This window comes from Maridesulfovibrio spiralis (SeqCode) (assembly GCF_048571135.1).
GTDB classification, from domain to species: Bacteria; Desulfobacterota; Desulfovibrionia; order Desulfovibrionales; family Desulfovibrionaceae; genus Maridesulfovibrio; species Maridesulfovibrio spiralis.
Map to the genome: position 1 here is coordinate 3,320,437 of NZ_CP182344.1, position 23,043 is coordinate 3,343,479.

20 protein-coding genes are annotated in these 23,043 nt (G+C 48.6%); 14 read left to right on the forward strand and 6 right to left on the reverse strand.

Features of this window, described 5'->3' with window-relative positions; translation table 11 throughout:
• Nucleotides 1-303 precede the first annotated feature (303 nt).
• The 6 genes from ACNI29_RS14860 to ACNI29_RS14885 all read left to right on the forward strand — a co-directional run bounded on the left by ACNI29_RS14860 (nt 304) and on the right by ACNI29_RS14885 (nt 5,468).
• Nucleotides 304-1,224: an ABC transporter permease gene (locus tag ACNI29_RS14860; RefSeq protein WP_419779153.1), complete on the forward strand. Its 921-nt coding sequence runs from the start codon at nt 304-306 to the stop codon at nt 1,222-1,224.
• Between the two features lie 8 nt (nt 1,225-1,232).
• Nucleotides 1,233-2,774, forward strand: a complete 1,542-nt coding sequence (locus ACNI29_RS14865; protein WP_419779154.1) for an ABC transporter ATP-binding protein — start codon at nt 1,233-1,235, stop codon at nt 2,772-2,774.
• Between the two features lie 499 nt (nt 2,775-3,273).
• Entirely contained in the window at nt 3,274-3,771 is a 498-nt protein-coding gene (locus tag ACNI29_RS14870; RefSeq protein WP_419779155.1) for a cytochrome c3 family protein, read from the forward strand.
• Nucleotides 3,772-3,915: 144 nt separating this feature from the next.
• On the forward strand, nt 3,916-4,485 hold the full coding sequence (locus tag ACNI29_RS14875) for a TetR/AcrR family transcriptional regulator (protein WP_419779156.1): 570 nt from the start codon (nt 3,916-3,918) through the stop codon (nt 4,483-4,485).
• A gap of 15 nt (nt 4,486-4,500) precedes the next feature.
• The gene (locus ACNI29_RS14880) at nt 4,501-4,968 is read left to right on the forward strand and encodes a pyridoxamine 5'-phosphate oxidase family protein (protein ID WP_419779157.1); all 468 of its coding nucleotides are present in this window, start codon (nt 4,501-4,503) and stop codon (nt 4,966-4,968) included.
• Nucleotides 4,965-5,468, forward strand: a complete 504-nt coding sequence (locus ACNI29_RS14885) for a DUF2867 domain-containing protein (protein ID WP_419779158.1) — start codon at nt 4,965-4,967, stop codon at nt 5,466-5,468. The genes ACNI29_RS14880 and ACNI29_RS14885 overlap by 4 nt, the downstream gene beginning before the upstream one ends.
• Before the next feature lie 38 nt (nt 5,469-5,506).
• On the opposite strand, the gene ACNI29_RS14890 is transcribed toward ACNI29_RS14885, so the two are convergent.
• The 5 genes from ACNI29_RS14890 to ACNI29_RS14910 form a co-directional block, all read right to left on the reverse strand.
• Nucleotides 5,507-6,292, reverse strand: a complete 786-nt coding sequence (locus ACNI29_RS14890; RefSeq protein ID WP_419779159.1) for an amidohydrolase family protein — start codon at nt 6,290-6,292, stop codon at nt 5,507-5,509.
• A gap of 126 nt (nt 6,293-6,418) precedes the next feature.
• Entirely contained in the window at nt 6,419-6,829 is a 411-nt protein-coding gene (locus tag ACNI29_RS14895; protein ID WP_419779160.1) for an acyl-CoA thioesterase, read from the reverse strand.
• Nucleotides 6,829-8,010, reverse strand: a complete 1,182-nt coding sequence (locus ACNI29_RS14900; protein ID WP_419779161.1) for a cofactor-independent phosphoglycerate mutase — start codon at nt 8,008-8,010, stop codon at nt 6,829-6,831. Before ACNI29_RS14900 ends, ACNI29_RS14895 begins: the two co-directional genes overlap by 1 nt.
• A gap of 9 nt (nt 8,011-8,019) precedes the next feature.
• On the reverse strand, nt 8,020-9,309 hold the full coding sequence (locus tag ACNI29_RS14905; protein ID WP_419779162.1) for a homoserine dehydrogenase: 1,290 nt from the start codon (nt 9,307-9,309) through the stop codon (nt 8,020-8,022).
• Nucleotides 9,310-9,397: 88 nt separating this feature from the next.
• Complete coding sequence (locus ACNI29_RS14910) at nt 9,398-10,573, reverse strand: aminotransferase class I/II-fold pyridoxal phosphate-dependent enzyme (RefSeq protein ID WP_419779163.1); 1,176 nt, start codon at nt 10,571-10,573, stop codon at nt 9,398-9,400.
• A gap of 337 nt (nt 10,574-10,910) precedes the next feature.
• Here ACNI29_RS14910 and ACNI29_RS14915 point away from each other — a divergent pair, with 337 nt between their 5' ends.
• From ACNI29_RS14915 to recD2, 6 genes are all read left to right on the forward strand, one after another.
• Entirely contained in the window at nt 10,911-11,219 is a 309-nt protein-coding gene (locus ACNI29_RS14915; protein WP_419779164.1) for an isoamylase early set domain-containing protein, read from the forward strand.
• Between the two features lie 231 nt (nt 11,220-11,450).
• Entirely contained in the window at nt 11,451-12,374 is a 924-nt protein-coding gene (locus ACNI29_RS14920) for a branched-chain amino acid transaminase (protein WP_419779165.1), read from the forward strand.
• Nucleotides 12,375-12,527: 153 nt separating this feature from the next.
• Nucleotides 12,528-14,438, forward strand: a complete 1,911-nt coding sequence (gene dnaX / locus ACNI29_RS14925) for a DNA polymerase III subunit gamma/tau (RefSeq protein WP_419779166.1) — start codon at nt 12,528-12,530, stop codon at nt 14,436-14,438.
• Nucleotides 14,439-14,506: 68 nt separating this feature from the next.
• A complete protein-coding gene (locus tag ACNI29_RS14930; protein ID WP_419779167.1) occupies nt 14,507-14,818 on the forward strand; it encodes a YbaB/EbfC family nucleoid-associated protein in 312 nt (103 codons plus the stop codon).
• A 113-nt stretch (nt 14,819-14,931) separates the two neighbouring features.
• Entirely contained in the window at nt 14,932-15,537 is a 606-nt protein-coding gene (recR, locus tag ACNI29_RS14935; RefSeq protein WP_419779168.1) for a recombination mediator RecR, read from the forward strand.
• A gap of 282 nt (nt 15,538-15,819) precedes the next feature.
• Entirely contained in the window at nt 15,820-18,012 is a 2,193-nt protein-coding gene (recD2, locus tag ACNI29_RS14940; RefSeq protein ID WP_419779169.1) for an SF1B family DNA helicase RecD2, read from the forward strand.
• A gap of 22 nt (nt 18,013-18,034) precedes the next feature.
• Here the strand turns inward: recD2 and ACNI29_RS14945 are convergent, their stop codons facing one another.
• On the reverse strand, nt 18,035-20,305 hold the full coding sequence (locus ACNI29_RS14945; protein WP_419779170.1) for a GGDEF domain-containing protein: 2,271 nt from the start codon (nt 20,303-20,305) through the stop codon (nt 18,035-18,037).
• Between the two features lie 258 nt (nt 20,306-20,563).
• Between ACNI29_RS14945 and ACNI29_RS14950 the strand changes: the two genes are divergently transcribed.
• Both ACNI29_RS14950 and ACNI29_RS14955 read left to right on the forward strand, forming a co-directional pair.
• Complete coding sequence (locus ACNI29_RS14950) at nt 20,564-21,646, forward strand: glycosyltransferase family 4 protein (RefSeq protein WP_419779171.1); 1,083 nt, start codon at nt 20,564-20,566, stop codon at nt 21,644-21,646.
• An 18-nt stretch (nt 21,647-21,664) separates the two neighbouring features.
• Nucleotides 21,665-22,918, forward strand: a complete 1,254-nt coding sequence (locus ACNI29_RS14955; RefSeq protein WP_419779172.1) for an O-antigen ligase family protein — start codon at nt 21,665-21,667, stop codon at nt 22,916-22,918.
• Nucleotides 22,919-23,043: the final 125 nt, after the last annotated feature.

Below are 23,043 nucleotides of genomic sequence, written 5' to 3' on the forward strand. Positions count from 1 at the left end.
TCCGGCGGCTGGGGAAGGGAAACTTTTGGGAAAAGTTTCCCTTCCCCAGACCCCATCCCTTCAAAACTTTTTGGTAGGGCTTCGCCGCTGGGGACGTAGATTGGGGTTCCATTTAAGAATGTTTCCCACGTGATATTTTGCGTGTAGTATATTTTTTTAAGTTTCCACGGTCCCTATGCTAGTGGACGCGAAGCTTACTAAAAGTTTTTGGGATTCTTAAACCCTTTTTTCAAAAAGGGTTTAAGCCCCCGGCGGGACTCCCGGTAGGGCCGCCGGAGGCAATGATAATTATAGGATACTATAATGCTGGAAAGTTTTATTGTCCCTTTGCTGGCTGCGACAGTGCAGTCCGGAACGCCGATTCTGTACGCCACACTCGGTGAGATTCTCACTGAGAAGGGCGGGGTGCTCAACCTTGGTGTTGAGGGCATGATGAGTATGGCGGCTTTTGCGGCTTTTTTCGTGACCCTGACCACGGGCAACCCTTGGCTCGGCTTCATAGCCGGGGGCATAGCCGGAACATTCATGGCTGCGTTGCATGGCATTGTCTGTATCAGTTGTCTCGGAAACCAGGTTGTTTCCGGTCTGGCACTGACAATTCTTGGTGTCGGGCTGTGTAATTTCCTTGGTACACCGTACATCGGCACTGCTACAGAGGGCTTTGATAAATTCAGCTTTCCGGTACTTTCCGCTATCCCTTACGTTGGGGATATTTTTTTCAAGCAGGATGCACTTGTTTATGTATCCTACCTGATTCCTGTTTTCTTCATGCTCTTCATCAACCGTACCAGTCTCGGACTGGCGATCAGTGCTGTAGGTGAAAAGCCTGCTGCAGCTGCTGCTGTAGGTCTGAAAGCTATCCGTCTGCGCTGGATTGCGCTGCTTGGCGGTGGTTTTCTGATCGGTCTGGGCGGTTCATACCTTTCTCTGGCCTACACCCACCTCTGGGCGAACGGTCTTTCCGGCGGACGCGGATGGATTGCGGTTGCGTTGGTTATTTTCGCATTCTGGAGACCGGGCCGGGCTGTTTTCGGTGCTTACCTGTTCGGTGGAGTTATGGCTTTCCAGTTGCGTTTGCAGGCGGTGGGTACACACATTCCTTCCTCATTACTGCTGATGCTGCCCTATGCCCTGACTATTCTGGTGCTGATTTTCTCCGCAATGCGTGGTCGCAGCGGAAACGCTCCCGCTCATCTGGGAATTAACATTGAGCCTGAAGGATAGGTGGCAGCATGAGTTCACAACAGGATTTCACCCGTCCCGAATGTCAGAAAGCTACCGGATTTGAGGGTTGCGACCCGATTATTTCCCTTAAAGGCATCACCAAGCGTTTCGGTAAGGTTGTTGCCAACAATCAAATTTCACTCGACCTTTACCCCGGACGCATCAAGGCTCTGCTTGGTGAGAACGGAGCGGGTAAAAGTACACTCATGTCCATGCTTGCCGGACGTTTTCGTCCCGACGAAGGGCATATTGAAGTTGACGGCCAGCGTGTTGATTTCTCCAACTCGAAGGATGCGATCAAGGCCGGCGTAGGTATGGTTTACCAGCACTTCATGCTGGTTGATACCATGACTGTTGCCCAGAACGTGCTGCTTGGTCAGGAAGGTGGCTTTTTCGTTAATCCCAGAGAAATGGAAGATCGCGTTCGCAAACTCGCTGAGGACTATGAGCTGGAGATTGATCCTTCCGCAAAAGTCTCAACCCTGTCCATGGGTGAAAAGCAGCGCGTTGAAATTCTCAAGCTTCTCTACCGCGAGAGCAGGGTGCTCATTTTTGATGAACCCACAGCTGTTCTCACCCCACGCGAGGCTTTCCGTCTATTCGAAGCTCTTTGGGCCATGACCCGTCAGGGTAAGTCCGTTGTTTTTATCAGTCATAAGCTGGAAGAGGTTATGGCTATAGCGGACGAAGTGGCTATCCTGCGCCGTGGTAATATCGATGCCGAAGTTCCTCGCGATAAGATTACTTCCAAGGCTGATTTGGCCTGCCGCATGGTCGGTAAGGAAATCATTCTTGAAGTGGACAAGGAAGAGGTTGAAATCGGCGACAATGTTCTGGAAGTAAAGAATATGACCGGAATCGGCTTGCGTGATATTAATCTTGATGTCCGTAAGGGTGAGATTGTCGCAATCGTAGGTGTTGCAGGTAACGGCCAACAGGAGCTGGTGGAAGGCGTTTGCGGAATGCGCAAACCTCCCAAAGATACAATTTTTATTATGGGCAAGCCGTGGCGCAAGTTCTTTGCGGATATGACTTGGAACAACTCCATGTCCTACATTCCGGAAGACCGTCTTGACCTTGCCACCGCCCGTAATCTTGATCTGGTGGACAACCTGCTTCTGACAACCCGTCAGGGATTTTCTGCCGGACCTCTTTTGCAGCATGACAAAGCCGCTAGGGTGGCTGAGGAACTTGTAGAGGAATATGATGTCCGTCCCGGACGGATTCGCGCACTTGCGTGGCAGCTCTCCGGCGGTAACCTCCAGAAGATGGTGCTGGCCCGCGAACTGTATCGCCAGCCGCATCTTATTGTAGCTGAGCAGCCCACTCAGGGGCTGGATATTTCCGCTACCGAGGAAGTCTGGAACAGGTTGCTGAAAGCCCGGGAGATGGCCGGTGTTCTACTGATTACCGGGGACCTAGGTGAAGCCCTGCAGCTGGCTGACCGTGTAGCTGTTATGTACTGCGGTCAGATCATGGATGAATTTTCCGTGAATGATAGGGCTAAGGTGGATAGCATTGGTCTGCTTATGGCTGGTGTGCGGGAGTAGTTTGTAGTTTTTTTTGAAATAGTATGATTTGGAGAGCCTCTTTCTGTGATGCAGAGAGGGGCTCTTTGTTGTTTTAGATATAAAACGGGGTATAAATTCCCGTACGTAGATGTCCGTTATTCTGGACTGTGCAAGAAAATGTGTCATTATAGAAAAAATGTGAGTTTTTTTTAATTTCTGATTTTAAATAAAGAGTCTTTTTTCGCGTGAATATGCTTTAGAATTTAGTGTAAAAAGTACTAAAACTTGCCTTACTGAATATAACTTCGGCCCATTGAGTTGTATAAGATCATGTTGCTCTTTATTGTTACATTTAAATAGTGGTTGTGTGTGATTGTTTTATATTAAATGGTTTTGTGTGAAAATTTTCTCAATGTATGTTGTGTAGTCCTGAAAACTCATGTTTTAGGCCGTTGCAGACTAGATACATCTACGTATTTTTATTGAAATAATCCCCAAATTTGATTAGGTAATTACGACTTTCATGAGGAGGATTAGAATGAAGACGAATTTTCTGTATGTTGGAGCGGCTGTACTCTTTGCCGTTCTCGTAATTATGTATTCAACTGCGACCAGCAATCTTAGTGAGGAGATTGCAAGCATCTCCGGTGACAAACAAGTTGAAATCGTTTCCGAAGATCTGGTTGTAAGTTTCCCCATCAACCTCGAATTTAAACGTCCTGAAGTGCTTAACCAGACTCGTTTTACGCCGGTTAAGTTTTCTCACTTCGACCATCAGGATGTGAACTGTGGTAAGTGTCACCACACTTGGGATGGCAAAACCCCCATCAAGAGCTGTGCTGCTGCCGGTTGTCACGACAACCTGAAAGAAAAGGCTGCTCCCCACTCTTACTTTAAGGCTTTCCATACCCTTAAGAGCGACATCAGCTGCCGTGGTTGCCACGTAAAGCTGAACAAGGAAGGCGTAACTGATCTCGCCGTTGCTCCTTGTGCTAACAACGCATGTCACCCCAAGCAGGAAAAAGCACACAACTAGAAAGTATTTCATAACTTTTCGAGGTTGTATGAGCCGTCTGTGGTTGCCCGCAGACGGCTCTTTTTTTGTGTACTTGACAATATGTTATTTGTTGTCTAATTTTAACATACCATACGGTATGGTATTGACGATTTGGAGAGAGAAGTGGGCGTAAAACAAACGAAGAAAGAACTGCGGCATTCAGCGGAAGATTTATTGGATGCGGCATTGAAACTGTTGGAGACTGAGAGTGTGCAGCAGCTGACTATTGATAGTCTTTGCCGCAAGATTGGGGTGACCAAGGGGTCTTTTTATCACCATTTCACGAACCGGGCAGATTTTCTGGAACGCATGCTCGAACATTGGGTGGAGGGAGGGACACTTGCCAGTATAGAAGCTGCGGACAAGGGCGCTGATGCGACTGAACGCTTCAATCTGGTAGTCGAGAGTTCACACAAGCAGCCCTCGGGAACTGAGACCAGCATCAGGGCGTGGGCTTTATGTGATCCTTTCGCACAGAAGTATGTTGAACGTGTAGACAGAATGCGAATTGACTATTTGCGATCTATCTTTGAAGAGGTAAGCGGAGATACGGAACGTGCAGCACTGCTTTCTAAAATCAGTTACTCCATGTTTTTGGGAGTTCGCATGATGGGCTCAAATATTTCGGAAGAAGAGCATAGATGTATTCTTAAAACGATGAAGCAGGAGTTATATCGAATTCCTGTGAAATAAAAAGGAGTTGGTGTCATGCAGTCGGATGTTTCATGGAACGAGGTCGAAGACCTGTTTGCCAAGGTAAAGCATGCGTCTCTGGGAACGGTGGATGCGGATGGTTTTCCACGTATATCACCTATAGGCTCAGTTGCTTTTAGCGGTAAGGGTAAGGGGTACTATTTTGAAAAATTCCCTAAAACGATGCGTGAAAACATTGAACGTGATCCGCGCATGACTCTGATGGCAGCCAATCCCGGAGCAGGGTTCTGGATCAAGTCATTATGGAAAGGGCGTTTTCCATCCCAGCCGGCCTTACGGTTATTCTGCCGGACAGGAGTCAGAAGAAAGGCTACCCGGTCCGAGATAGATAATTTTCTCGGTAAAGTAAGTGTCTATCGTTTTTTTAAAGGGCATGATTTCCTTTGGAAGGATATGAATATGATCCGTGAATTTGAAGTGTTGCGCATTGAAGGGCTGGAAGCCGGGAGGATGAACCCATGACCGATCCAACAGCAATTTTAAGCAATATTCCTCAAATACATAAATTTAGTGCTAATGCCGATGCTATTGATTGCAGGGGCTTTGAGAGCAGTCGTGATATGGATGATTTTTTGATCCGTTTGATGTCCTACAAGCCGGGATGGCTGACATTCCTGTACAAAGTCAGAGGCGTATTGGCCGGAATAATGGGACTCAAACATGATGAATTCATAAATCACGGCCTTCAAGTCTCAGATTACGATTTCAAACGCGGTGGGCAGGTTGATTTTTTCAGTTCAGTTGATTTTGAAGCGGATAAGTTCTGGATTGGAGAGGCTGAGGATAAGCATCTTATAGCATATATCGGTGTTGCATCTGAGGCTGCTGAGAACGGTAAGCATCATTACAATGTCTTTACAATTGTCCGCTATAAGAACTGGCTCGGTCCTGTATATTTTAACCTGATCCGGCCGTTCAGCCATTTAGTTGTCCATTGTATGGGTAAGTACGCGGCAGAATAAAAAAACGCACAAGGATTTCCTTGTGCGTTTTTTTGTTTTTAGTTGAGCAGGTTGTCTACTGCACTCATATGCAGTTCCAGTTCGCTGTCTTTGAGTTTGAGTGCGTGCTGTAGCTCTTTCATTGAGTCCTGCGGATCAAAAAGAGGGTAGTCGCTCCCGAAGAGGATGCGTTCCCGGGGATGCTTGTTGATGATCTCGTAAAGGACTTTCTTGTCCATGAAGGGCAGGCAGCTGGATGTGTCAAAGTAGACATCCATCCCGGCTAGCTCTTCTGCAACCATTTTCCAGTGGTAGAGTCCGCCCATATGCGCGCCGACGGCTTTCAGGCGCGGGAAGTTCCGGAGCAGTTTTTTTAGCTTCAGCGGGCAGGACGGGTTTTTTTCCGGCGGCAGCCTGTCGCCGATGTGGAACATGCAGATAAAGCGGTCCTGCGCCATCTCCATGATGCGGTAAAACTTTCGGTCATCCATGAAGAAGCCTTGGAAATCAGGGTGGAATTTCAAACCTTTGATTCCGTTGCGTTCCAGTCTCGCAAATTCTTTTTCCGGGTCATCGTAATCTGGGTGCATGGTTCCAAAGGTCACGATGCGTTCGTCGGATTTAGCCAGTTCAATAGACCAATTATTTGCTGGAATAACCTGATCATGTGAGGTGGCGGCGGTGTGGATAATTACCCGGTCCAGCCCGGCGCGGGTTGCACGATTCAGCAGATCTTCCGGGTGACCGTTACCAACTGCGGTGATGCCGTAGTGGTCGTGAAGTTGTTTAATTACTTTATCTGCAATCTTGGGATGAAATGCATGGGTATGAACGTCGTAATACATGAGTATGTCCGTGTTTGAAATTAGTGAATCAGGGTGTGAATTTGCATTCACACCCTGTTTATTTCCTCTCACGGGAATCTTAAGTCAGGAAAAATGACGAGAGTCTCGAGCGGGGATTAAAGTTTACTAGAATATTTCACGCAACCATTCCGGTACGCGAACAGGACGCCCGTCTTTATTGACGCAGGCGTGTTCGGTGAATCCGGTAGCGATGAGAGAGTTCTGTTCATCTTTGTAAATGTTGTAGATGAACTTGATGGAGGCGCGTTTCCATTCGCTGATGCCGACCTGAATGTTGAGTAGATCGTCGTACTGGGCCGGGATACGGTAGCGGCAATTGGCTTCGCGTACTGGCAGGTATATTCCGCGTTCTTCAACCTCAGCATAGCTCATGCCCCGTTCGCGGATAAACAGCGAACGGGAACGCTCAAAAAAGTGCAGGTATTCTGCGTAATAAACCACACCCATGGCATCGGTTTCACCGTAGGAAACGCTATGTTTCAGCCATGAGTGAGGGCTTGGGAATTCGGTTTTCATTAGTTGGTCTTCTTGAGAACCCACTGCATGAATTTGTGCCCGTCCGGGATGATGATGCCGGAACGGTCAGCGGTCTCTTCAGTGAATGAAGTCTCGCCGGAAGCTACGAGGCGCGGCGAGGTCATGATGAAAGGAACCGGGGTTTCATCGTGGGTGCGTGTTTCAATGGGGGTATAGTGGTCGCAGGTGATCACGTAGTTGGCTTTATCCAGCGGATATTTTTCCAGCAGGGGGGCGACAATGCGTGAATCAAAGCGTTCAATAGATTTCACTTTATCTTCTACACTACCCATGTGGCCGGATTCGTCCGGGCCTTCAAGGTGCACGTAGACAAAGTCGCCGTGTTCCAGAAATTTCAACGTAGCTTCGACCTTACCTTCGTAGTTGGTATCCACCAGCCCGGTAGCACCTTCCACGTCGACCACTTCCATACCGGATGCATGGCCCAGACCTTTGATCAGATCTACTGCGGAAATTACCGCGCCCTTCATGCCGAACTTTTTCTCAAAAGGAGGAAGGTTTAGCGGGCGACCCTGTCCCCAGGGCCAGATGGATACAGCCTTGGTTCCGCTGTCTGCAAGAACTTTTGCTGCATCACGCACCAGCTTATCCAATTGTGGGCTTTTGGCGTATTCGCGGATGTCTGCATCAATGGATTTGTCGGTCAGGTCATGAGGCGGACGGATGTTCAGTTCCGCTTCCATTTTTTTGGCACCATCTTTCTGCACCAGCAGGTGGCGGTACTGGATACCGGGATAAAAAGTGAACTCTTCATTGCCCAGTTCGGCCTGAAGCTTTTCCACCAGCGGTACGGATTGTTCAGAGCTGATATGTCCGGCAGAGTAGTCGTACATGGTTCCGCTTTCGGATAATTCGGAAAGGTTGACCAGATTCATGCGCCAGACCAGATCGTCCGGTCCAAGCTGGAGACCCTGCGCTGCCGCTTCGATGGGGCCGCGTCCGGTATGGTAGGTCGCGGGATCGAAACCAAGCAGTGACATATTGGCGACATCGGATCCGGGAGCCATGCCTTTGGGCACTGTACGGCAGGTTCCGATCAGACCTTTTCCAGCCAGCATATCCATGTTTGGTGTGTTGGCTGCGCCAAGGGTGGTTTTGTTGCCAAGTTCCTCAATGGGCCAGCCGCCCATTCCGTCTGCAATGAGAAAGAGAAGTTTCATAGCTGCAGTTTATCCTTTTAAAATACGCATGGACATGGTCGGTTTAGTGATGAAGGACATTTTGTCGATCTCGGCAATTGCCGCATTCACATCCTTGGTGCTGGCTTTGTGGGTGGTAAAGACCACAGGGATATCCTTGTCGTCGGGGTTACCTTTCTGCACAGCCTGAGCAATGGAAATGTTGTGCTCTGCAAGGCATTTGGAAAGAGCAGCCATGACACCTGCCTTATCCTGTACGGTAAAGCGGAAGTAGTACTCGGAAGTAGCGAGTTCCGGTGCGAGGATATCTGCTTTTTCGATGGGGGCGTTGCAGAACCCTGTGTTATCCGGGTTTTCGGTCTGTGCAAGAGCCATTATGTCTGCCAGAACCGCGCTTCCGGTGGGCAGAGAGCCTGCGCCCTGTCCGTGGAAAAATGCGGGACCCACTGCGTTGCCTTCAACGCGCACGGCGTTGTAGTTGCCACCTACGCGTGCGAGCAGCAGGGTGTACTTGACCAGTGCCGGGAAAACACCGGCTTCAAGTTTGCCGCCTACATCGCGTACAGCACCGATAAGTTTTACGCGGTAGCCGAATTCTCGGGCAAAGCGGATGTCCTGTCCTTCGATTTTGGTGATACCTTCGATGGGCAGCTCGGAAAGGGGGTAGTCCTTGCCGTAGGCAATGCGGGTCAGCACACACACTTTGTGCGCAGCGTCGATACCTTCGATATCAAAAGTCGGGTCGGCTTCGGCGTAACCAAGTTCGGTTGCCTGTGCCAGTGCGGTATCGAATTCGAGATTACTGGTGGACATCTCGGAAAGTATGTAGTTGGCGGTTCCATTAAGGATACCGACAATGGATTTAATGCGGTTTCCAGCCAGAGATTCCTTGATGGACTGGATGATGGGAATGCCGCCGGCTACGCTGGATTCGTAGTAGAGGCCGACTTTGTTCTTGGCGGCGATTTTAAAAAGCTCAATGCCGTGTTCGGCCAGCAGATGCTTGTTGGCGGTTACTACATGCTTGCCGGCTTCGAGAGCTTTGATGACGATTTCCTTGGCTACCGTAGTGCCGCCCATAAGTTCAACAACGATGTCCACATCCGGGTTGGATGTGAATTCATCGGGATCGGCGGTGAATGTTACTTCAGGTCCGGGGAGGAAATCCCTTTTTTTGTTCACGTCACGGACCAGAACGGATGTAAGCTCGAATTTTTTGCCGCATCGGGCGAGGATTACATCTTCGTTTTCTTCCAAAATCCGGGCGAGTCCGGTTCCGACAGTGCCGAATCCGGCGATGGCAAGCTTAACAGTCTGCATTAAAACCTCTTAATTCATTTCACGGGGTTCAAAAAAACTAACAGGCTGCGTTATAGCGCAGCCTGTTAGAAATTTGAATAGTTATCTTTTACCCTTTTGCGAAAAGATCTTTCATGCCGCGTACGGCCTGATTGATCCTTTGCCTGTTTTCAACAAGGGCCATGCGAACATGGTCATCCCCATAATGGCCGAAACCGAGCCCGGGCGCAACTGCTACTTTGCATTCCCGCAGCAGCAGCTTGGAGAATTCTACCGAGCCGAGATCTTTGAATTGTTCCGGGATCGGCGCCCAGACAAACTGGGTGGCTTTCGGCGGAGTTACATCCCAGCCGATACGTTGCAACCCTTCGCAAAGTGCGTCGCGGCGGTCCTGATAGATATCCATAATTTCACGGACGCATTCCTGCGGGCCGGAAAGGGCGTGGCAGGCTGCAATCTGAATGGGTTGGAAAAGACCGTAGTCCAGATAACTTTTAATACGGGTCAGGGCCTGAACCATTTCGCGGTTACCGCAGCAGAACCCTACGCGCCAACCGGGCATGGAGTAGCTCTTGGAGAGGGAGAAAAATTCGACTCCCACATCTTTCGCGCCACGTGCCTGCAGGAAGCTGGGTGCTTCGTAACCGTCAAAGGTGAAGTCGGCATATGCGAGGTCATGAATGACCAGCAGGTCGTTTTCTTTCGCAAAGTCGACAATTCTTTCAAAGAAAGGAATTTCCGCAGTTACCCCGGTGGGGTTGTGCGGGTAGTTGATGATCAGCAGTTTCGGCTTAGGCCAGGTCTGTCGCATAGCCAGTTCGAGGTCTTCGAAGAAATCCCTGTCTGCTCCGATGGGAATGCGGCGTACATCCGCCCCGGCAATGATACTTGCGTATGGGTGGATGGGATATGACGGGTCCGGTGCGAAAACTACGTCTCCGGGTGAAAGCATAACCAGCGCCAGGTGCGCCAGCCCCTCTTTGGCGCCCATGGTAACGACCACTTCCTGATCATAATCCAGTTCAACGCCATATCTTTTCTTATACCAAAGCGCCATCTCCCTGCGGAGGCCCTTGATTCCCCTTGACGCGCTGTAGCGATGGTTGGCGGGCTTCTGCGCCGCCTCTACCAGCTTGTCTACAATGTGTTGAGGGGTGGGGAGGTCTGGGTTCCCCATGCCAAGGTCGATGATATCCTCACCTTCGTGGCGCATCTGCATTTTCAGTTCGTTCACCTTGGCAAACACGTAGGGGGGCAGCCGGTGAACTCTTGGAAACTTGTCCATGGTCGTTACTCCTAAATAAAATATAAACTTGAAGGGTATATATGTAACCATGGTGTCCAGTGCTGTCAAAACTAATATTTGTGTGCAGTACAATCTTTTTAGAGAAAAAAAGTTTGTTTAAGGCGTATTATCAGAATTTAATTCTAAATTTAGGAAATTTATGCATGTTATAATAGGGTGAAAAACATCATTTAGAGAATAATTAATTAAAATAGGGAGGTGACGGTTGCATGTATTTTTTAAGGTTATGTTGACATTGAAAAAAAATAACGATTAATTATTAACAGAAAAAATTTTATCACTGGCATTAAATATTAAAAACCATCAGGAGGCTTCGGTGGCCCTTTCCAAGAAATTTCTCAAAAGCAAGCCCGTTTGCAAGGTCAAGTTTGAAGTTGAAAAAGGTCAGGTGGAAAATGGCGAGTCCATCTTTTTGGTCGGCGATTTTAATGATTGGGACCAGAATTCCATCCCTATGAAAAAGCTGAAAAGCGGCAAATATACCGTGACCGTTGATCTCGAAGTCGGGCGCGATTACCAGTTCCGTTATCTGGCTGAAAACAATGTCTGGTTTAACGAAACTAAACCGGATCGCACGGAAATGACTCCTTACGGCGATTGTGAAAATTCCGTGGTCTGCGTTTAATTTAAAAATCAGTGATGATTTGAATATACGGGCGGGGGTACGCATGCTCCCGTCCGCGTTCTGCTTTACATCTTTTTTTGCTACTACATTCTAGCTATTCTCTCCTTCTTTCTTGACCTTGGACCCTCTTTTTTTTAGCTTCTTTAATTCTGTTGTTCATTGATGCAATTCAGCGGAGCTGCTATGCAGTCTTTGCATACTATATTTATAGAAGAAAATTAGGGGGAAATAATGGTTCAAAAAGCAGAAAAAATCTGGTTTGACGGCGAATTGGTTAATTGGGATGACGCACAGGTACACGTGTTGACCCATACCCTGCATTACGGTGCCGGTGTATTCGAAGGTATTCGCGCATACGCTACTGTAGACGGCAAGTCCGCTGTTTTCAGACTGCGTGAACACGTGGTTCGCCTTTTTGATTCCGCGAAGATTCTCGGAATGACCATTCCTTTCACTGTTGAAGAAATTCATGACGCGATTCTTGAAACCCTCAAGGTGAATGGCCTCAAAGAAGGCTACATCCGCCCGCTGGTATTCATCGGTGACGGCGCTATGGGTGTTCATCCCGGCAAAAACCCCATCCGTGTCTGCATCGCAACATGGCCCTGGGGTGCTTACCTCGGTGAAGAGGCCCTTGAAAAGGGTATCCGCGTTAAGACATCTTCCTTCAACCGTCATCATGTGAACGTCATGATGACCAAGTCCAAAGCCTGCGGTAACTACGTCAACTCAATCCTTGCGAAGGTTGAGGCTGTACAGGACGGTTACGACGAAGCTCTCATGCTCGATACTGCAGGATTTGTTTCCGAAGCGACCGGTGAGAATATCTTTATTGTTAGAGATAACATCATCAAGACTACTCCGCTTACTTCCGTACTGCCCGGTATCACCCGCGCTAGCCTGATGAAGGTTGCCCGTGATCTCGGTTACGAAGTAGTTGAGCAGCTTTTCACCCGTGACGAACTCTACATTGCTGATGAAGCTTTCTTCTGCGGTACTGCTGCTGAAGTTACCCCCATCTGCGAAGTTGATAACCGTGTAATCGGTGAAGGCAAGCGCGGTCCCATCGGTACCATCCTCCAGAAAGAGTACTTCAACGCTGTTAAAGGCGGCAACGAAGACTACAAAGGCTGGCTGGATTACTACGAGATTTAGTATCTACCCGGTTTGGGGACCTGTAGCACAGGTTCCCAAACTATTTTTTCTACGCACATTTGCTGATTAACAGCCGCGAAGCGTAATAAAACGTTTTGGGATTCTTAAACCCTTTTGGAAAAGGGTTTGAGCCGCCGGAGGCGAAATCCTTATATGAGTACATCGAATCTGACAGCTAAGTATCGTCCGCAGACTTTTGGTGAAGTTGCAGGACAGGAAGCAGTCAAAACTATCCTTTCCCGTGCAGCGGCACAGGACAAGATCGCTCCCGCGTATCTTTTCAGCGGTACACGTGGCGTGGGCAAGACCACCATTGCCAGAATTTTCGCCAAGGCGCTCAACTGCAAGAACGCACCGACAGCCGAACCTTGTAATGAATGCGACAACTGTCGGCAGATCACCGCAGGTGTCGGTGTTGATGTGGTTGAGATTGACGCCGCGTCACATGGTAAGGTTGATGACGCGCGCAGGCTCAAAGAAGATATCGGCTACGCGCCGATCGAGTTTCGTTACAAGGTTTTCATCATCGATGAAGCGCATATGCTCACCGTGCAGGCCTTTAATGCCCTGCTGAAAACCCTTGAAGAGCCGCCGCCGCATGCTACTTTCATCATGGCGACCACGGAAACCCACAAATTTCCGGCTACTATCATCAGCCGCTGTCAGCATTACGCTTTCAAGATGCTGACCAACGATGAACTGACAGCTCATCTTTCCAAGATTCTAAATATGGAACAGATCGAATTCGAGCAGGGTGCCATTGATCTCATAGCCAAGCGCGGTGCGGGTAGTGTGCGTGATTCCATGTCTCTTCTGGGTCAGGTACTGGCTCTCGGAAGCGAAAAGCTGTTTGAAGATGATGTGCGTTCCATTCTCGGACTTGCCGGGCGCGATGTCTTTTTCGCGTTGATGCAGGCTATCCATGCACGTGATCTGGTTGCCGTTGGCGATACAGTACAGCAGGTTCTCGGACGCGGGCTTGATCTGGGATTCTTTATCCGTGAACTGGGCAATTGCTGGCGGAATATGTTTTTGCTCAACCAGTCCGGCGAGCGCGCAATTCCGTTGCTTGGACTTTCATCCGAGGAAGCCGCCGAGTTCATGAAATGGGCGCAGACTTTCGACCGGTCTTTTATTCATGCCTGCTGGCAGATGACCGTGGATGGGCAGCGTAAGGTTATGACCAGTCTTGAACCGGCTATGGCTCTTGAATTGCTGTTACTGAACATGGCCAGCCTGACTGACCTGATTTCTATGGAGAGGGCCGGAGCACTTGCGTCCTCAGCTCCTGCAGCGCAGCAGGCTCCTGCGAATCAGCCTCCGGCGCAGACTCCTCCGCCCAGCCAGCCTTCCAGTCAACCAAAGGGCGGACAGACTCCGCCGTGGCAGGGTAGCGGGCAGCAGAATATGCAGCAGCCTCCTGCCCAGCAGCAGATGCCGCCTCAGAATCAGGGCATGGCTCCTCAGGGAATGCCTGCAAACGGGCGACCGATGGGCCGGACCGAGTCCGGTGCTCCGGCTGGCAACCGTTCCGCAAATGATATGGGAGCTGATGATTCCTCCCTTCCTGACGCGGCAGGTTCTCTACCCGGCATCGAATCTCAATCACCCGTACCTGAATCGGAAAATCCTGCGCCGGAGTCCGCTCCGGTCCTTGAGCGTGTTCCTGAATCTGCTCCGTCCAAGCCGTCATTTCCGGCTTCAGTCAGCGGACCTCGGGATTTTAAGGGATTTCTACAGTACGTGGTTGATAGCGGAAACGATTCCATTTCCGGTCTGAACAAATGTAAAGGTGAATTGGTTGACGGCAAGCTTATTTTGACCTGTGCCAATTCTTTTCATCAGGGACAGATTGCCGGGCGTGAAACCCGGGGGATGCTGGAGAGGCTTGTTTCGGAATATTTCGGTCCTGAAATTGTGCTGGAAGTTGAAACCAGCAAGAAGGGTAAGCGTAAGAGCAGGCAGGAAATCCGCGATGAGGTTGAAGCCCATCCGGATGTGAAAAGGGTCATGGAGTCCTTTGGGGCGAGTATTATTTCCATTGATCCGCGCAAAGATATTTAATAGTAGCCGGAGTTTGTCCGGTTGTTTGTGGTGTAAGTAACAAGTTTATTATTTCAAGGAGTAATATAATGAAAGGTATGAACGATATCGTACGTCAGGCTCAGGTAATGCAGCGTAAAATGACTGCTTTGCAGGAAGAACTCAAAACCCGTGAAGTTGAAAGCTCCGCAGGTGGCGGTATGGTTAACGTTAAAGTTAACGGTTCTTCCGAAGTGCTTGAAATCAAAATCGACCCCACCATCGTTGAGTCCGGTGATGTTGAAATGATTCAGGATCTCGTACTTGCTGCTGTTAACGATGCTAACAAAAAAGCAAAAGCCATGATGGAGTCCGAAATGTCTGCCATCACCGGCGGTATGAACATCCCCGGCATGTTCTAAAATGTCTCCGACGGCCAGTGGGGTAAACTTTTGTAAAAAGTTTACCCCACTGGACTCCCCTTTCCAAAACTTTTATCGGGCTTCGCGTCCGTATCTTATATAATTATTTTTTTATGGAAAATTTACCTGAGCCTTTAAGGGTAGTAGCGCAGGAACTTGCCAAGCTCCCTGGATTAGGGCCCAAGTCCGCGCTGCGTATCGCGCTTACTATGCTGAAAATGCCTAAAGAGAAGGTCTCAGGCATCGGACAGAGCGTTATTGATCTGCGTGAGAAGCTTTGCATCTGTGAACAGTGCTCGAGTATTACCGATACCTGTCCCTGTAAGATCTGTTCCGATCCCAAGCGTGAGCATGACAAGTTGTGCCTTGTCTCGGAATGGGATTCCCTGCTTGCTATTGAGGAAATGGGGCTTTATCGCGGCTATTATCTTGTTTTGGGCGGATTGCTATCTCCGTTGGACGGTGTGACTCCTCAGCAGCTTGAATTCCAGAAGCTTGAAGAGCGTCTAGCCAAGGGTGAAGTCAAAGAACTTATTCTTGCACTGGGCGCAACTGTTGATGCTGAAGCCACCGCTTCTTTCATCAAGAATATGGTCGAATCTAAATTTCCGGATGTGGAATTGTCCCGTCTCGCGCAGGGTATCCCTATCGGATCGGAAGTTAAGTACACCGACAAGGAAACGCTCCGCCAGTCTCTGGAATACAGACAGAAACTGTAATTAATATTAAGGCACGTCCTCCGAGTTTTTTCCTGCCTAAAATTATTAAAATGTTTTGGGACTCTTAAACTCTTTTGTTACAAATCCCTGGGAAAACGGATTTGGACGTTGTCAGCAAGGCAACGCCCCGCAGGGGTGGCCACAGGATGTGGCGAATCAAAAGGGTTTAAGGCCCGGCAGGGCCGCCGGAGCCATAATAATCCAAAAGCGCGAAGCGCATCAAATTTTAGCCCCGCAGGGTCACCGAAGACCTAGCCCGGCACAATTTATCAGGATCAGTTGATGTCGGATATATTAACAGGTGAAGTTCGCACGGTTGTTTATCACAATGAAGAGAACGGTTACATCGTAGCCCGTGTCTCCTCCAAGGACGAGGCTTCGCAGATTACAGTAGTGGGCGTTCTGGGCTCTTTGACTCCCGGTGAATCCGTTGAACTGCACGGTCGCTGGAAGCAGCATCCCAAATTCGGCCGCCAATTCGAGGCCGATTATTATGAAAGAATCCGTCCGGCTACCGAGGCCGGGGTGATCCGTTTTTTGAAATCCTCTTCCATCAAAGGCGTTGGTGAATCTATTGCCACAGATATGGTAAAAGAATTCGGCGTTGACGTGCTTGATATTCTGGACGACGAACCGGAAAAGCTGCTCAAGATCAAAGGTATTTCTAAGAAGAAGCTGGAAGCGATCAAGGAATCGTGGTCCTCGCAGCGCGAAATCAAGAATCTGATCCTTTTTCTGCACACCCACGATGTGCCGCCCACTTATGCTGCTAAAATTTTTAATCTCTATGGCGCGCAGTCGGTCAACAAGATCAGCGAAAATCCTTATGAACTGGCTTACGAAATCCGTGGTATCGGCTTCAAGACTGCTGACACTATGGCACTTAAGCTTGGCTTTGCTCCTGATTCATCGCAACGCATCGAAGCAGCTATCGTCTATTCCCTGTTTTCGGTAAGCGAGCGGGGAGGGCATATGTTTTCGCCCAAGGCCAAGCTTATTGAAGATGTCGCTAAAATGCTGGGCGGTGTTGATCTGGACCTCATCAGCGAGGGAATTTTTTCACTGGAAGAACGCAAACGGGTCCGGGTGGAAAACCTGCCGGAACAGGATATCGACGAAGCAGTTTTCCTGATGCATTTTTACCGCTTCGAGCGGGAGATCTGTAAGCGTCTGCATGGTCTGGTCAGCCACCCGTCCCCGGTAAGCCGGGAGAAGGTCGAGAAGGCCCTGCCGGAAGTTGAGGCGCAACTTGGTTTCGAGCTTTCCGACGAGCAACGCGAGGCGGTATTCGAAGCCTGCGTAAACAAATTTTTTATTATCACCGGGGGACCGGGCACAGGGAAGACTACCATTACCCGCGCCGTGGTCATGACCCTGAAAGAGCTGGGACTTAAGATCAAGCTCGCCGCTCCCACCGGACGTGCTGCAAAAAGGCTTTCCGAAGCAACAGGGCGTCAGGCTTCAACTATCCATCGCATGTTGCAGTTCACTCCTGAAGACGGCGGGTTTTATTACAATGAAGATCAGAAGCTCAAAGCTGACGTTCTGGTTGTAGACGAAGCGTCTATGCTTGATGCCCAGCTTTGCCTTGCCGTGCTGCGCGCGGTTCCACTGACCTGCCGGGTTATTTTTGTCGGCGATGTTAACCAGCTGCCTTCTGTGGGACCGGGTAATGTGCTGTCCGACCTGCTGCAAAGCGGTGAAGTTCCCAGTGCGGTGTTGAATCATATTTTCCGTCAGGCACAGGAAAGTTATATCGTCGTCAACGCCCACCGCATCAATGACGGGGAATTTCCTTTAGGGCATCCGGCTCAGGCACCGGAAGCTGATTTTTTCTGGATTCATCAGGAATCACCGTTGAAGGTGCAGGAAATGATCGCCCAGACTGTGTGCGAGAGGATTCCTGAACGCTATGGCCTTGACCCTATGACCGATGTGCAGGTGCTGACTCCCATGCATAAAGGGGATGTGGGGACCCAGAAACTCAATGCACTGCTTCAAGAGCGTCTGAATCCCGGTAACGGGAAGGGGTTGAAGCGCGGTTTCGTAGAATACCGTGTGGGAGACCGTGTTCTGCAGTTGCGCAATAATTACGAAAAGGAAGTTTTCAACGGCGACCTTGGGCGGGTCATGTATATCGATACTGAGGAGAATGAACTCACAGCCGAATTTGACGGCAATATCGTGCATTATGAGCTTTCGGAACTGGATGAGCTTACCCTTGCCTATGCCGTCAGTGTGCATAAATCGCAGGGCAGTGAATATCCGGCGGTGGTCATGCCGATTGTGTCTCAGCACTATCTGCTTTTGCAACGTAACCTGCTCTATACCGGACTGACCCGCGCCCGCAAGCTGGCTGTGCTCATCGGCAGCAAACGGGCTTTCACCATCGGGCTGAACAATATTACCGCAGGCAAGCGTTTCACCAACCTGCGGCATCGCATCAAGCAGATCTTCGACGAGAATTTATTGTAGGGGATGCCTCCGGCGGCAAACCTTATCTCTTGCGTCTTTCGCGGACCCAGCAGTTGCCTTCGATGGACTTGGCCCACTTTTTCAGTAACGCAGCCTGTTCTCCGATTTCCATGAGATTCTGGTCCGGTTCGCAATCAAGGATTGCCAAGGATACTGACACTAGCGGGAACCGGGAAATAGAGCCGTCGCGCCCTTTCCCTTCCATCCAGCCGTTCCCGGCATCGGCGTCATTGTAATTGTTTTTAACCAGCCTTTTGAATACGCGGGTCACTGATTTGCAGATGCGTTCAGCGTTAGCGGGATTAGTGACCATTACGAAATCATCGCCGCCGATATGCCCGACAAAATTTCCGCTTGAACCATGCTTTTTTGTTGCCCATGATATTATTTTACTGATTTGAAGGATTATCTTGTCACCGTTCTTGAATCCGTAGGTATCGTTGTAGACTTTGAAATTATCAAGGTCGGCGTAAATGATGCTGTACTTTTCGCAAGCATTCATGCGGCGGTCGATTTCTTTTTCAATATCGAGGTTTCCGGGCAGTCCGCTTAGCGGGTTGGTTCCTTTGGCAACTTCCACCTGAACATGGGCTAGGGTGTCGAGCAATTTCTGCACTGAGACTGTTCCCATAAGCTGGCCTTTCGATGTGACGATTACGTCATCGTAGGCTCTTTTCCGGGAGCGGGCCATTGCCTGCTGGGATACCTTTTCTACGGTGGTTTCGAGGTCTACAACAAGAGGCGCATCGTCCATGACTGATGATATCGGCTTGTTGGAGTAGAGTGCGACCCCGTATTTTCCAGAAAGATGTTTGTTCAGGTTGTATTCCATGACCAGACCGCATGGAAAATTGTTTTTAACCACAACTATGCAGTTCAGGGCATTGGTTTCTTTGAAAATCTGTTGCGCTATGGGAACCGGAGTGTCGAATTCAACCGCCTCTACCTGATTTACAAGATTTTTAACAGGAATGCCGTAGGTCGCAATGTCGGCTATGACATAGGTATTGCGGCGCATGTTAATCGCTTGTTCTGTTAACTGCGGCTTATGCTGCTGCGGCTTGGCAAAAAAATATCCCTGTCCCAGATGTACGCCCATGTCTGTTACGGTCCGGGCCTGTTCCTGAGTTTCAATGCCTTCAACGATCAGCTTTCCACCAATTTTTTCAGCAAAGTCGGTAAAGGTATCGATCAGTGCGCGGTTGACCTGGTTGGTTTCGATGTTGTCCACGAATGATTTATCAAGTTTAATGTAGTCGGGTTTGATTTCTGCGATGGAAGATAAGCCCGAGTAGCCTGTGCCTGCATCGTCGATAGCCACCAGATAGCCTTGATTCCGGTAGTGGTCCAAGGTTTTGCGGAAGGTTTTGAAGTCTTTTACACTGTGACGTTCTGTTATTTCAAAGACGATATTGGCGGGTTTCAAACCCCAGCGTTCAAGCAGTATTTTGGTCTCACCGGAAGTAAAATTGGGATCGACAATGGTTCTGGGGTGAATATTCAAGAACAGTTTGTGATGGGGGCTGTGTTCCCCAAAGGCTTTGATGGCGGCTTCGCGGCAGATCTTTTCGAGCTGAAAAAGTTTGCCCAGCTTTTCAGCCATATCAAAGAGGGTCAGCGGTGAGCGGAAAGGTGAATTCTGAGGTCCGCGGGCCAGAGCTTCCCATCCGTGGATAGACTTGTCATTTAAATTTACAATGGGCTGGTAATGGCAGCGGATGTCTGAGTCGAGTATTATCTCATTGAATTCATTGCTCAGTTCAAGCTTGGAAATATCGACGTTTTTCTGGGCTTCCAGACGAGCTTCACCAATAGCGGAAAGAAAGCTTGACCAGAGTTTGTCGTTTGTTTGTGCCGTTTGAAATGAAGAGTGTCCGCTGTTTATGGTTACGCTGTTTCCGGTCCGGCTGATTTGGTCGCTTTTGAGTCTGTTTTCGAGATTGACTTTGAGCTGATAAGCAAGTTCCTCGAGAGATATGCTGCATACGCTTTCTTTAGGGTCCAGCAGGAAAAACTCGCCGGCATTAAATGAGAAAACATGAAAGTCTTCCTGTCGTAGAATTTCGCGGCCTTCAAGGATTATAGCCATGCGTATCTCTGTTTCCAGTTGTTCTGCCCATTCCGGGCCATACATGGCAGAGAGGGTGGGAAAATCCTGAATTGCAAAATATAATATATTGAGACAGCCGACGTTCTGGATGAGGCTTCCTATGCCCGGTCCTTCAAACAGGTTTAATTCATCATTCTGGTGCTTGGCCAGTTCTGTAGCTTTTTTCTTCAGTAGTTGTAGCATGATATAATGTCCCCGGCAGATAAACTATGTTCAGCTTGTTACGTTCGAGTCATAGTTTCATTTTGTTAAGTGCCGAAAAAACTACTCCCAATCTGGAGGTAGTTGTTACTGTGTTGTTACAATGTGTTTAAGAATTGTTTCGGGTGTATTGTGACTTGTCTGAAAGGGGAGGCAGGTGCTTTGGTCGAACACAATTGGCTGGAGTAGTGACAGTAAATGAAGTACTTGGTAATCAAAAGGGTAAGAACAGGAGGTTGGATGCGTTTATTGCTTGTGTCCACGGATTTGCGCCATATGGGCGGAGTGGTCGAAACAGTGAAGCTTTTCATACGGGAATTCGAAGGAAGGGTTGATGTTACGCATGCCGCCTTCGGACGTCGGTTCAATCAGAAAGGGATGATGCGCATCTTCAGGACGCTGGCGGATTTGTTTTGCTTCGCACGCTTACTGGGAAGTAAACGCTTTGATGTCATCCATATGAATCCTTCCATGAATCTTGTTTCTGTTTTGAAGGAAGCCGCACTCTTTTTCGTTTTTTTTCTTTTCGGCTACTCGGGAAAAGTTCTCATTTTTATCCACGGCTGGGATGACGTTTTTTTTAAGCGTCTTGCTTCCGGGCGGATATCTGCTGCTCTAATGCGCATGATCCTCAATCATGCCGGTCTGGTAACAGTGCTTGCTGCTGATTTTAAGAAAGAACTGATCCGGTCCGGGGTGGATGGGTCAAAAATCGAAGTGGTCAGCACTATGGTGGACATGGAGAAAATCCCTGCTTCTTCCTGCTGTGGCGGGGATGGAAAATCGCTGCTGTTTCTTTCCCGGATGATAGTTGGTAAAGGAGTTTATGAGTTGCTTGATGCATTTGTTCTTTTGAGTGCAAAATATTCAGGATTGAAGCTGGTTATGGCTGGAGATGGTCCTGAGCTTGATGCTTTGAAAAAGCGTGCTGCCGGGCTTGAGATTAAGAACGTTTCATTTCCGGGCTACATTCAGGGTGAAGACAAGCTCAAAGTTTTGCAGGAAAATTGTATTTATCTGCTGCCGACGAGCAGGGAAGGGTGTCCGGTTTCCCTGCTTGAAGCTATGGCGGCTGGTATGGCTTCTGTTGTCACCGATGCCGGTGGCATCAAGGATATTGTCCAGCCGGCGCGGACAGCAGTGCTGCTGAATGAAGTTAGTGCCGAGGCCATTGCTGAGGCGGTAGGACTTCTGATCGAGAACCGGGATTTGAGAATTGGGGTGGCAGAAAATGCGCGGGAGTATGCTGCCGAGCATTTCAGTTCCGGGCAGGTTGCTGAACGTATTCTGGAATTTTATTCTCGGCTTGTTCCGGGGAAATAAACATATTCGGTAGGTTGCATGGCTGCTTTATTGTTCTTGTTTTTCTTTTTCCGCCCGATCATGTTCATCGATATCGGGTGGCTGGTTCTCGGCCTTAATGTGACTGAGGTTTTTGCTATTTTTGCAACCGGAATTTTGATCGTCGCCTTTATTCTGCGTGCGATTATTACCAAAAGATTAAATATTTCATCTGTTGATTTCTTTCTTTTTTCTTTTGTTTTCTGGGTCCTATTTATTTACCTGCTTTATATTGACCGCTCCCACATCAAGGATGCAGCTAAATTTGTTCTTCCGTTTATAACGTACTTCGTATTGAAGAACGTTATTATGGATGTCAGGAGCTACGTCCGCTTTTTGAAATTCATGCTTATTGGTTACGCTGTACCTATTCTGGCCAGTACTTTTCTTATTGTGCAGGGTTTAGGGCTTTATACTGTCTTGTACTGGAATAATCTTTATCGCTATTGCGGCGTGTATACCAACCCTCATAACCTTGGTCACTGTATGGCGTTGTATCTGATGGGGTTGGTAGTATATGCTGTGATCTGCTCTGAGCGTGACGATCTTGAATCCATATTTAAGCAGAGGCTCTTTTTTATCTTCTCATGTGTTATATCTGTGTTTGGTTTTTATTGTCTGTATAAAAGTTATGTGCGAACCTGCTTCTTGGGTTTTTTGTTCTTCATTTATTATTACCTGTTTATGGTAAACAAAAAGGTTCTAGCTCTGCTTACTGCCGTTATCGGTATTGTGGCGATTCTCTCTGCGGCTCTTTTGTATACTATTTTTTTTGATATGGTTGATTCGGCCAAAGGTCCGGACAAGAGTGGGTTCGGTTCCGGTCGACCTGCTATCTGGATGCATAACGTTGAGGAATTCTCGTCTCAGCCTCTGGACCGTATTCTGGCCGGGGTCGGTGTCGGTAACATCAACTCCCATATCGCGGAACGTAAGCGGCAGCAGGTGGGGGACATGCTTAACAGTCATAACGATTTTCTTGATGTTATGACCCAGACAGGAATTATCGGTTTCTTTCTTTTTGTGGCTTTCCAGATCTGCCTGTTTCGAAAGATACGATTACTTGAGGGCAGGCAACGCTATGTGTTTCTTGCCCTGTTTCTAGCAGTTAATTTCATGAACTTTGTCAGTAACAGCTATGTCACCCGCTTCGGGCTGGGGCAGATGTTTTATGCTATTCTGGCTTATATTGAATTGCCGGAACACAGGACCAGACGGTTACAGGCCGCAGAGGCTAAGGAATCTGAAATTTGATCTTGATTATATTGGAAAAACTCAGTTGACCGCATTTTTCATCTTACCAAGTTTTTTATTTCAACTGTTTGATGTTCCTGTGCAGGAGTTTTTCTGTTATTTACCTGAATATTAAATTGTTTTTT